Below are 11,850 nucleotides of genomic sequence, written 5' to 3' on the forward strand. Positions count from 1 at the left end.
GAAATTATGTTATGGGTTGCTTGTAGGGAGTAGTGTGTATGGCTGAAGATATCAACGATTTATTATATGATACTGATGATTTAAAAAAAGAAAAAGTAAATGGAGGCTTTTTTGATTTTATAAAAGCTTGGTTTTATAACGATGTTGAAAGACATATGTTTTTTGAGGATGAGATTATTGTGGCTCAGAAACTCAAAACAATAGATATCATGGCTAATACATACGCTATAGAGAGAAAAAAGTATTTTGAAAAATTTCTCAAAGATTCTCATAAGCAAAAAGGTCTTCTTACAAGAATAAAAGATAGGGATTTTGCTTTTTATAAAGACCCTACTAGAGTTAAACTATGGAGTAGTATTACTGATACCGAGGTCTATAGTTTTTTTATAAAATCAAGTGTTAACCAGATGCTTGGTGGTGGTAATATAGCCCAATTGACATCACTACCAAAGTTTAAGTTTAATGCAAAACTTACAGCATCGGTTAATAGTGAAAACATATCTGCAGCAGCTAGTCTTGCAGCTGCTGGAGAAAAAAGTTTTCTTGGAAGTTCATGTATAAATATTTGGTCTAACTTGCCTGTTTATGATAGTGAAGGTGGAGAAGTTAAGTCATTTATTCCAATTTATTTAAAGATGAGTGGTAAGGCTTCATCTGCATTGTTTAGCTATAATGTCGATATAAGTGCGAGCACAAATAAATTAAACTTTACTGATTCTAAGTCTTTAGAGTTATTAGATAATTTTAAAGGAAATATTAATCTCAAGTTGGTAACTGCGAAAGGCTCTAAAGAGGCAAAAAGCTTTATTTATACTCCAAAATTTAAAGAAGATAGTAAGCTTTTAAATGATTTAGGTTTTATTCTAAATACCCCAGATGGTTCATATAGATATTTGGTTCCTAAAACTAGGGATGGGCTTGATCTAATTAGAGAATATACCTATCCTGAGATAGAGCAAATATACTTTGGTAGAAGTGCATTATCAGGTTATTCAAAAAGTAATTATCAAAAGCAAAGTTTAGGTATTGATAAAAATGGTGATGGTTTAATGATTCTTGGAGTAAGCTCTAAAGATTACGAAAACCCACTAATTCAGGTCAAAACTTCAATTAATACGGCTAGTTTTGATCTTTTATCTGGAGAAATAAAAGGTAAGATCTTAGCAGATGACTTAATTGGTTTTTCAGATGCTAAAGGTTCAGTTAATAAGTTCAGAAACCAAGTTGATACGATTATTAAGAATAATATTGGTGAGAGTTTTGAGTCTCCTTTTAAGATACCAAATCTATCTGAATTTAGTGATATGGAGATCAAGGCAAGGTTTGGCTTATATTCTAAACAATCAGCATCTAAGTTGAGAACTATAAGAATCTCTATTCCTATGACTACTAAAATGTTAGATCTTAATCAAACATCTGGATCATATAACATAAAATCAGGCATGGGTTATTCAATGGCTCAGCGAAATGAGTTAAAAGGAGCAATAGCTTATAAACAAGGTCTTCTAGAAAATTCTGCTCAAAAACTGTTTAGTGGCGAAAGCTTAGATTTAAAAAAACAATTGAGCTCTACAGCTACAGATTTGACAAAAGATTATGTCGATTTTGGTAATTATGCAAAAGATAAGGCTGGCTCTTTGATGGAGAGTGTTTCAAATGCTGCCCAGCAGGATTTTGATTTGGTCAAATCAACTGGAAATAGTGCTCTTGGGGTTGTGCAAGATACTTTATCAAGTATATATGATAAAGGAAGTACTTTTGACTCAGTAATAGGTTCCTTAAGTGAGATTTATAAACTTAAAGGTGGAGGTCTGACAAGTATTGACTCTAATGACATCCTTAATGTTTTATCGCAGAATTCTTCCTTAGCCGGGCTGTCTGGTAATGTTGGAGCTGATCTCAATGAACTAAAATCTAAGTTTAAGGATATCGCATCTATAGATATAAAGAAAAAAGCATCTGAAGCTATATTATCGACGAGTCAACAGCAATATAATCCTAGTTTTAATAAGGCAAAAATATTTAATAATCCGGATTCTTTCTATGTTCAAGATACTTTAATTAACTATTCACAAACTCTAAAAAAAGAAGAGTTTAGAGATCAGATGTCAACAATAAATATTATTGAGTTTGGTAGTGACAGTGATTTACCTATACTATTTAATCTTTGTAAAATGATGACTAGTGAGTCAGGAAAAAATGAGGCTAAAGATTTTCTAAGTCAAAAAGAAAATATCAATAAAACAAAAGAGTTTATTGATGCTTTAGAAAATACCACTACTGTAATAAGCCCAGAATCAAATATCAGTTATACATCTATTAACGTCCTTTGTAATAAAGGTGTAGGGGGAGTTATTAATGAAAATAACAAAGCATCTTCTGTATCTTTAGGTTCAACAGTTAGTTTAGCTGGATTTAATAGGATGTATTCGCTTGACTCAAGAGTTTCTATGGTTGGAGTATCTCCTTTAGAAGAATTATCAAGCTTTTCAGCGAAAAAAAATAAATATAAAATTACATTTGAAGAATATTTTACTAAGTTAGCGATTCAAAGGTATATGGAAGTCATTATGATAGATGATGAAGCTGACTTTATAAAATCATTTGTATCGCCAATGATGGAATGTCAGAAGAAATTATTAGACAATTTGGTTATTCTAAATAAAGATGCTAAATGGAAAAGTAGTTCATCTTTTAAGAGTGCTTTCTCAAGTAGTAGTAGCTTTAGTTTTACTGGTTGGCTAAAAGAAAGACTTCCTGGTTTTGATTTTGAGCTGTCTCAAGAGTATGCTTACTTTACTGGCCTAGTAATAAATTTCTCAATTGAAGAAGATAATTCTTCTTCTGAAACTGTAATTAAATTGTGCAAAATTATAAAATCTTTAGATAGACTTGTGAGAGGTTTTTATTTGCTGCTAAGAAGAATGGCGAAGAATAGAAATGCAAGAGTAGGTTCTCACGATGTCTCTGAGAGTCACCTTAATATGGTTAAGCAGGTTTTAGCATCATTATGCGAACCATATAGAGTTTTTACTCAGAAAGTTGGTGAGGATGCTGAATTGCTATCTGCCTTAGTTAATATGTTGAATTTTATGGATAGTTTTGTTGAAGTACAGAGGTTGTGTGCATCAATTTGTATTCCAAATGACGCTTTCTTTACTCTAGTAAACGCTAACAAAGATTTATTGAAGGATATTTGCTATACAGTTGAAAAAAGCGGTGTTACTGGAATAGTGTTTGAGTCGACATTTAGCTATTCATCAGAACTTTTTAAAGAAAGTCAACAAGAGATGAAACTTAACATCAAGAGCACACCAGTTAGAGCTGGCGATGGTAAGGTTAATGAATTTACTAGCATTGACAGGGAAGCTAATACTGAAGCTGTCTTACAACGTATTTATGATAATATAATTGCACTTGATGAGCAAGATTTAGAGAGATTGTTTAGAGGTTTTAGAATCTTGAAACAAGAAAATTCGACAAATACTGATAAAACTGGTTTTAATATTGGTTTAACGTATGATCCAATAAGTAATGATGTTTCTGTTGAAGTTAATAAAGATCAAGAAAGTTTATACTCATACAGTAATCTAAGTAAAGAAGAATATGTTAAAAAAATTAAAAACATAGTTGAAGCTAAAGTTGCTTTGAACCTTGGTTTTGAACATGAAGAAATTAGAAGTTCACAAGGATTCAGTGTGTTAGCGACTGTACCAGCTAGAGGATACTCTATTGATGATTTAAATAGAAAGTATAGACCAATGATTTGGGTTTAATTTAGCTATATAATATTGTTTTATTAGCTTTGTTAAGGTATGTTGCTTATAAGGGTGTTAAAAAAGGAGATAGAATGTCAAAGAATAAAATTCCAAATTCGAGATTGATGATAAATTATGAGACTAAGGTTGATGATGTTCTAAAGAAAAAAGAATTGCCATATAGAGTTTTAGTCGTAGGAGATTTGTCAAAAGGAAGATCAGTAGATGCAAAGAAAGAATTTGTTGATAGAGAAGTAAGAAGAGTAAAAAATGGTGTTGATAGAGCACTTGAAGATATGAACATATCTTTTGACTTTGAAGCTCCAAATTTTGTTTCTAAAGATCCTAGTAACCTAAAAGTTAATTATAGAATACAAAGTATGAAAGATTTTAAACCTGATGCAGTTGCAAAAAAGGTTCCAGAGATCAGAGCATTGTTAGAAATGAAAGAAATATTAGCTTCTTTTGGTAAGGATATTGAGAATAATAGAAATCTAAAAAAAGTTATTGATATGATCTTCTCAGATAATAATGAGTTAGAAGCTTTGAAAAAGAAAATTCCGGCATTAACTAACTATGCTATAAAAGATTCTAGTGACTCTGTTAATATTGATTCTCAAGAGTCTAATAGCTCAGAAGAAATAAATAATAAGTAAGGAGGATACATGTCAGAGATTAAATTGAGTCTTACAGAAGAGCTTTTAAATAATTTTGGTGGATCAGTAGAAGCAGAAAACGTACTTAAGAGTATAGATTTTGATGTTTCTGAGGATACTTCTAAAGTATTATCATTATCTAATGACTATAATGCTAGGAATCTAATGGCTTTGTCTTTAGTGTTAGCAAATAATCAAGGTATAAATAATTATAATCAAAAATATATTCAAAAGGTTATTACAATTATTGATAAACTAATAGATTTGCAAGTTAATGCAATTATATCAAATGATGAATTTAGAACTCTAGAGCAAGAATGGTTAAAAATTCAAGAAGTTTGTCAAGAAGATTATGATAATGTTGAAGTAAGCATTCTTGATGTTAAGAAAGATGAGTTACAATATGATTTTGAAAGAAATCTATATGATATATCAAGTAGTGATTTTTTTAAGAAGGTATATGTTTCAGAGTTTGATCAATATGGTGGTGAACCATATGGTGCTATATTAGGACTTTATAATTTTGAAAACAGTACTAATGATATAATTTGGTTGACAGGAATGGGTATGGTAGCTAAAAATTCACATGCACCTTTTATCGGATCAATTGATAAATCATTCTTTGGAGTTAAAGATCTTTCTGAGATAACTCATATAAAAAGTTTTGAAGCTTTATTAGAGCATCCAAGGTATAAGGAGTGGAATGACTTTAGGAACCTTGATGTTGCTGCATATATTGGTCTAACAGTTGGTGATTTTATGTTACGTCAACCATATAATCCTGAAAATAATCCTGTACAGTATAAACTCATGGAAGGCTTCAATGAATTTGTTAATTATGAAGATAATAACAGTTATTTATGGGGGCCTTCGTCTATTCAATTAGTCAAAAATATGATGAGATCTTATGATAAGACTAGGTGGTTTCAGTATATTAGAGGTGTCGAAAGTGGGGGATATGTTAGAAATTTAGTATCTTGTGTTTATGATAACAAGGGTGTTTTAGAAACAAAACCACCGCTAAATGTTTTATTTGCTGACTACATGGAGCTCTCATTAGCAAATATTGGCTTGATTCCATTTGTTGGTGAAAAAGGTACAAGTAATGCTTGTTTCTTTAGCGTCAATTCTACTAAGAAAGTAGAGGAGTTCGTTGATAACTTTGATTCAGCAAATTCAATGTTAATAGCAAATCTTTCTTACACTATGTGTATATCGAGAATATCTCATTACATAAAATGTGTAATTAGAGACAAGATAGGTAGTGTGGTTGGAGCTGAACAAATTCAGACTATCCTTTCTGATTGGATATCTGAGTTTGTAACTACAGTATATCAGCCTACACCTTTAGAAATGGCAAGATATCCATTTAGAAATGTTTCTATTGAAGTTAAGACTATACCAGGTAAACCAGGATGGTATTCGTGTAAGATAAATGTAATACCTCATATTCAGTTTGAAGGTATGGATACTACAATGACAATAGATACAAGACTTGAACCAGAACTATTTAATTAGGAAAAAGGAGAATGACTATGAGTGAAATGATAACAAGACAACAGGTGACAAGTGGAGAGACTATTAATGTTAGAACAGATCCTACAGCATGTATAGGCTCTCACCCAGGACGTAGATTATTTATAGATTCATTAACTATAGCTGGTGAATCCCTTGATAAAAATATTGTTGCTATAGAGGGTGGAGATGATGTTACAAAGGCTGATTCTGCTACTGCTGCAGCTAGTGTAATACGTTTATCTATTACTCCAGGTTCTATAAATCCAACTATAAGTATTGTTTTTGGTGCTTTGATCAAATCTAGCATTAGAACTACTCTTGAGGAAAAAATTTCAAACATATTACAAGCAAGCGGAACTGATATGACGATCAAGTTGGGTAATTCTAATAAAAAACAAGAATATAAAACTGATGATGCTTGGGGTATAATGATAGATTTATCTAATTTAGAGTTATATCCAATAGGTGCTGAAGCATTTAGTATAAATATAGAGCCAACAGAGCTTATGGGTGTTTCAAAAGATGGTATGAGATATCACATAATCTCGATTGATGGTCTAACAACATCTCAAGGAAGTTTACCTGTATGCGGTGCAGCAAGCACAGATAAAGGAGTAGCTAAAATAGGTTATATTGCTGCTTCATAGCAAAGAGGTACTATAATGTTTCTAGAAAGAATATATTGGGAAGATGGTTTGAGACTAGATAGTGCTGTTCTAGAAAAAGCAAGCTTAGCTCTTGTAGAAAGGATGTCTATCACAAACCATTTACCATCTAATCTTAATAGAGGAATAGTCAGTTTTGATATTGATATTGAGAGTCTAAATTCGGGACTTATCTTGGTAAAAGATCTTAAGCTATATTTAGATGATAAAAATTTGATTTTTTATGATCGTACTTACCCTCTATCCTTACAGGTTTCCACTGATGACTTTGCTGAAGAAATACCGTTATTTTTAAATGTTAGGGAGAAAGTAGTAGAGAAAGAAGGGCATAAATATATTTATAATCAATTATCACTCTCAGTAGAACATGATTATAGTATGAAGTATAGTACGCAAATAGCTTTGTTTAGATTAGATAGAGGTAGGTTGGTCACTAAAGATTATGACTTCCCATTATTAACTTTGAATCATTACTTGATGAATGGTGTTTTTGTCAAACTAAATAGAATAGTATCCGAACTGAAAGCTTTTAACCGATTTGTTTTCTCGACTTCTAGATCGTATGCTGCCATTCTATTGGTTTTTTTAATAAATAAGTTAGAAAGAGAGTTAGAATTTGCAGAATCATATAGGTTGAATAATTCTCCTATACAAATTTTTAATTTTCTTCATGATATTTACAGTTTAATTCAGCTAAATCTAGATAAAACTGAAAAAGTCGAAAATATCATATATGACTTTCAAAAACCTTTTATTAAGCTAAATCTTTTAACTGATAAGGTTTTAAGCCTATGTGAGCATCGAAAGATTAATAACTTTATTAGATTTGAGCTGCACGGGCAGAAGTATATTTGTGAGAATTTTCCTGAAGAATTTTTTGTTGCAACTAGATATTATCTTTTTGTTAAGAAAAGACCAATGGCACCAGCTGGTATTAAGTTTGATAATAAGAATGCTTTAAGAATTACAAGTATAAGTAGGAATAAGAACATTGTAACGTTATCTTTGTCTGGTGTTAAGCTTTTAGATGTTGAGCATTCGATAATAAACTTTACTACAAGTATTGATAGTATTGATGCAATATATGAAATTCAAAAAGGCTCTGAATGGGATTTTATTTTAGCAGATAGCAGTGCAGTATTTACTGCTTTTGATGGGAGTGAAAACTTCGACTTTTTTATAGCATTTACATAAAACGCTTCTATATATAAAAGTCTCCTATATATCTATTAGTCTCTATGTGATTTTCTGAAGTGATTTGTAATTCTATTTTGATTAGTTTATTTTGTATGCTGTTTTCAAACTGTTTAAGTTGTAACCTAATTTTGTTTACAATAGTGTCACACTTATTAGTAAGAATAATATTAACTTTTATTATGTATATCAAAGCAGGGATATAGCCTCCCAAAAATATATTACCTATATTATTCTTGCCTACTAAAGTAGGGGTTCTTCTAATTTTGATAAGTTCTTTTTCATAGCTTATAATAGTGTAATAGTCTTCAGAGAATAGTTTATATAATTTATTTATTATATTATCTATACTGTATTGCGGTGCAGCTTGAATATAAGAGTTATTTTGAGTTAGCTCATACAACTCTTTAGTCATGATAATATATCTGTATAATAAGGTTTTTATACCATATTCAAGTACTTCTATTGCTAAGTTATTATCATTACGAAGGTACTCTTGGTACATATTCTCGAGACTAGCAAATGGCTTGAGTTTAAAGACATTTATTTTTACTTGGATATTATCATGATTTTTTGAGACACCAAGTATAGTAGGTATTGAGACACTATTGACTAGAACAGGAATAAACCTTATATTTCTTGCTTGAACATTATAGTTTGCAAGAATTTTAAGAAGATTATTCAATGAAAGTTTATCACTAAACTTATTTATATCTTCTATATTTTGGATTTTTTCTTTTTCATACATAACTAGAAATCAAACAGTTTATTTAAATCATCTTCCTCTGAATCTGAGCTTTGTGTTTCAGTGTTGCTTAGATCAACATCCTTTATATTTCTAAGTTGGTTATTATTATCTTTAGACCTATTAGTATTTTTTGCAGTCAGATTTATATTTTGTTTGTAGGCATCTTCATTTTCTAATAGCTTGTTACTTTCCTTAGCATAACCTTTAGCCTCGGATGAGGTCTCATAAAAATGCTCCTTTGCTAAGGTTAATCCAGGATCTAGAAAATTATTTTCAGGCATTTTTTCAAGGTTTTCTAAAAATTGATTATAATCAATTTGATACATCTTGTTGGCGATACTCCATTGGATACTTGATGAATAGTAATCTATGTTTTTATGGATATCACCGATAAAAGGAGCAATTTTTTTGTATAGAGGAAAAAAAGCTTCAGGAAAGTACTCTTTAGGATCAAAATTTGCTAGTAGATTCTGGATATCGTTATAAACAACAGATGTTTCAAATATTCTTCCGCTATCGACTAATGATTTTAAAACTTCTATTTTTTCAATAAGAGTTGTCCACTTTGTAGAACCTGTAGTAACATTATTAATATTTTCTGGTAAGTAAGTTTGTTTATCCTGACTAGGAGATTCATTTGTGGTTTCTTTATAAGAACTAACATCACTCTCTTGGTGTTTTTTCTCTTCTAATAGCAGTGAGTCTTTGATTTTGTTGAGAGTTTTATTTAATTGTAGTTTTGTATCGTTATCATAACCTAGATCATTTTCCTCAAAAAAACTTATTAAGTTTTGTACTAAATCTATAATTGATTGTATGTCTTTAGATGATAGTTTATTATAGTCTTTTATTTCTGCGAAGTTAGTTTCAAGCATAAATAAAAATTTATTTATACCTTTTTCAGTTAATTCACTTTTTTGTTTTGTATCTGTAGGACTAATTTCTGTAAACTTAGTGCTTAAAAAAGAGTAATAAGAGCTAATAATTTCTGGAATTTTTTCAATTTCAGCTAAGTTAAGACATATTTCAGAATTTAAGGCTAAAAATAAATTGTATATATCGATGCTTTTTGTATCATTAAGGTTATTTAGTAATTTATCAATAAAAAATCTGTATTCAGCATTTTCATATTTTGCTTGAATTTGCATATTGCTAATAAGATTTATTCTATCTAATGCTATTAACTCAATATTTTGTAATGCAGACATCAGCTCACTCATGAATATCTCCTTTCGTTACCAGCTTAAAAAAATCAATAAACTCATAATAAATAGACCTACTGGAACACCAATTCTTAACAACATTTTTATGATTTTGCGATATCTTCGCAATGGTAGACTACTATTAACTGAAGTGTCGATAAAATTGATTGAATCTGTTTCAGAGAGTTTATCTAAATATTTATCGACTTCTTTCTTATAAGTAAGAAAGCTGTGATTATAGATGTTTTGATAGTATTTACCATAGAAATCATTATTTAGAATAAGAGATATTGTTTGGTAGCAAATTTGAGGATAGATGTTATCAGATAAAAGATTATCTATTATTTCAAATACATATTCTCCGCCATTTTCTCTATCATAATACTCTAATTGTAGTAAGCTCCAAGAAATACTACTTCCTGATTCTTCTCTGAGCAACATTAGTTTTTCATCAACATATGCAAGTATCGGAAAAACTACATACTTACATATAGTTTCACTATATTTTTCTAAAAGTTCTTCTTGAAGGAAAAAGACACTTTTTCTTATATTATTTCGATAATAAGCTATTTGTTCATTGTCAACATTATACTCTTTAGTAATTTCTCTAGTATTTTTTATGATATCTAGAATAATTTCTATTTCTACAAAATCTGCCATTTTATAATCCTTTATCTAGAGTTGATCAAAACCGTTTTCTTAATAAAACTAAAAGTGTTTTGATTTATAAATTTGCATATAATATTTACAAAAAAATCTAAAAAATGTTTATACTTTTTATTATACTTATCACTTGCAATCAAAACTAGTTCATTTGTAATAGAATCTATTTCTACATTTTGCAATAATTCTGATAATAATGATATATGATTACTATCAACCTTTAAAAGCTTTGCTATAGCTAGAAATGTTGTTTTTGAATATATATTCTTAGAAATAACCATATCTACTATATTAAACATCGCGTTAGTATTAGTATTATAGTTATCTATCGCTTTATTGACGACTATTGCTGAAATATTGCAGTTTATAGATGTAATTACATTTGAGTTAATTTCGATAAGGTCAGAAATTTCTGTTATTTGTGTCCAAGTAGTATAGGTGTGAATTTTTGTTTCTAGTATTTTATTACCAAGTTTAGGAAAAAATACATTATAACTTAAAGATTGTAAGTTGCGATTAAAGTAGTATTCATTTTGGCCAGTAAAAAGAAAGCTATTAAAAATACATGATTTATTGTTTTCATAGACTGATAGTACTTCGATTGCCTGCGCATCATCTCTTTGATGATGCTTTAACTTACTATCTGATAAGTTCATCATAGTAAAAGTAGCGGTAGAGTAATCATCAAAACTATTGAATATAGGCACTAAATTGACTTTAAATAAAGCAGATAATTTCTCCTCATTGAAATGTTCAGTTTTAACTTTCAAGAAGAAGTCAATTTTTTCAAGGTTATTATGCTTATATTTAAATAAGTCTTTGATTTTTATATTAAAACCATACAAAAGGCTAGGTGAATGAAGATTAAGCACTAATTTTTCTGTTGGCTTTAACTGTAAGTTAACTGGCTCTATACATATATCTTTTGTCACATAAGTATGGTTTGAAAATTCAACTTTAGCTGAGCCATTGTTCTGCAGCACCTGATTAAAAATATATGTAGCAAAGAAAGGATCTTCTTCACATAATCTTGGATCTAGCCAGATAGTAAGGTGATCATATTCAAAGTTATTTTCAAAAGTTAAAGAAATATTTATAGATGTATCACTCTGTTTTATAGTCGTGATTTCTTGAATAGGAACTATAATATTTTCTGAGCGTGTTGTATATATTAGGGTTTTATTAGTTCTTTTGTCTTCTATGAAAAAATATTCCTTAGGGCGAATATAGTAGCCATTGTGGCTTTTATCTTTTACCTCCAGCAAACATGACTTGGGTAGAAAGTAATAAAGACCGCTATAATACTTAAATAATAAGCTATTACTATAATCAGAAATTCTTTTATCAAAATCATTTTTTATATCATTGCCTATTTTCTCAAAAGTTCTTTTAAGAATAGTGGCTTCATTTATAGTTAATTCTTTTTTTAAATCATCCATATAAAAA

The 11,850-nt window shown here is 29.6% G+C and carries 9 protein-coding genes; 5 read left to right on the forward strand and 4 right to left on the reverse strand.

Translation table 11 applies throughout. From position 1 onward, the window contains the following. Positions 1-38 precede the first annotated feature (38 nt). The 5 genes from CGC45_RS02370 (at position 39) to tssK (ending at position 7,791) form a co-directional block, all read left to right on the forward strand. Positions 39-3,776, forward strand: coding sequence for a Pathogenicity determinant protein D (locus CGC45_RS02370; RefSeq protein WP_114702021.1), 3,738 nt, complete (start codon positions 39-41; stop codon positions 3,774-3,776). Between the two features lie 74 nt (positions 3,777-3,850). Continuing rightward, positions 3,851-4,414 carry a type VI secretion system contractile sheath small subunit gene (gene tssB, locus CGC45_RS02375; RefSeq protein ID WP_114702022.1) on the forward strand — a complete coding sequence of 188 codons (564 nt, stop codon included), beginning with the start codon at positions 3,851-3,853 and terminating at the stop codon, positions 4,412-4,414. A gap of 9 nt (positions 4,415-4,423) precedes the next feature. Then, the gene (tssC, locus tag CGC45_RS02380) at positions 4,424-5,932 is read left to right on the forward strand and encodes a type VI secretion system contractile sheath large subunit (RefSeq protein ID WP_071628791.1); all 1,509 of its coding nucleotides are present in this window, start codon (positions 4,424-4,426) and stop codon (positions 5,930-5,932) included. Between the two features lie 17 nt (positions 5,933-5,949). Continuing rightward, positions 5,950-6,579, forward strand: a complete 630-nt coding sequence (iglC, locus tag CGC45_RS02385) for a type VI secretion system tube protein IglC (protein ID WP_162790234.1) — start codon at positions 5,950-5,952, stop codon at positions 6,577-6,579. Between the two features lie 15 nt (positions 6,580-6,594). Next, positions 6,595-7,791: a type VI secretion system baseplate subunit TssK gene (gene tssK, locus CGC45_RS02390; protein ID WP_114702024.1), complete on the forward strand. Its 1,197-nt coding sequence runs from the start codon at positions 6,595-6,597 to the stop codon at positions 7,789-7,791. 7 nt (positions 7,792-7,798) lie between these two features. On the opposite strand, the gene iglJ is transcribed toward tssK, so the two are convergent. Genes iglJ through iglH form a run of 4 tightly spaced genes read right to left on the reverse strand, consistent with a single transcriptional unit; the run spans position 7,799 to position 11,843 of the window. Continuing rightward, positions 7,799-8,539, reverse strand: coding sequence for a type VI secretion system baseplate protein IglJ (iglJ, locus tag CGC45_RS02395; RefSeq protein WP_114702025.1), 741 nt, complete (start codon positions 8,537-8,539; stop codon positions 7,799-7,801). Positions 8,540-8,541: 2 nt separating this feature from the next. Beyond that, positions 8,542-9,759: a type VI secretion system protein IglI family protein gene (locus CGC45_RS02400; RefSeq protein ID WP_114702026.1), complete on the reverse strand. Its 1,218-nt coding sequence runs from the start codon at positions 9,757-9,759 to the stop codon at positions 8,542-8,544. A 15-nt stretch (positions 9,760-9,774) separates the two neighbouring features. Then, a complete protein-coding gene (locus CGC45_RS02405; RefSeq protein WP_114702027.1) occupies positions 9,775-10,401 on the reverse strand; it encodes a DotU family type IV/VI secretion system protein in 627 nt (208 codons plus the stop codon). Between the two features lie 11 nt (positions 10,402-10,412). Continuing rightward, positions 10,413-11,843, reverse strand: coding sequence for a type VI secretion system baseplate subunit TssF/IglH (iglH, locus tag CGC45_RS02410; RefSeq protein WP_114702140.1), 1,431 nt, complete (start codon positions 11,841-11,843; stop codon positions 10,413-10,415). Positions 11,844-11,850: the final 7 nt, after the last annotated feature.

The sequence above is a fragment of the Francisella opportunistica genome (genome assembly GCF_003347135.1).
Lineage (GTDB): Bacteria > Pseudomonadota > Gammaproteobacteria > Francisellales > Francisellaceae > Francisella > Francisella opportunistica.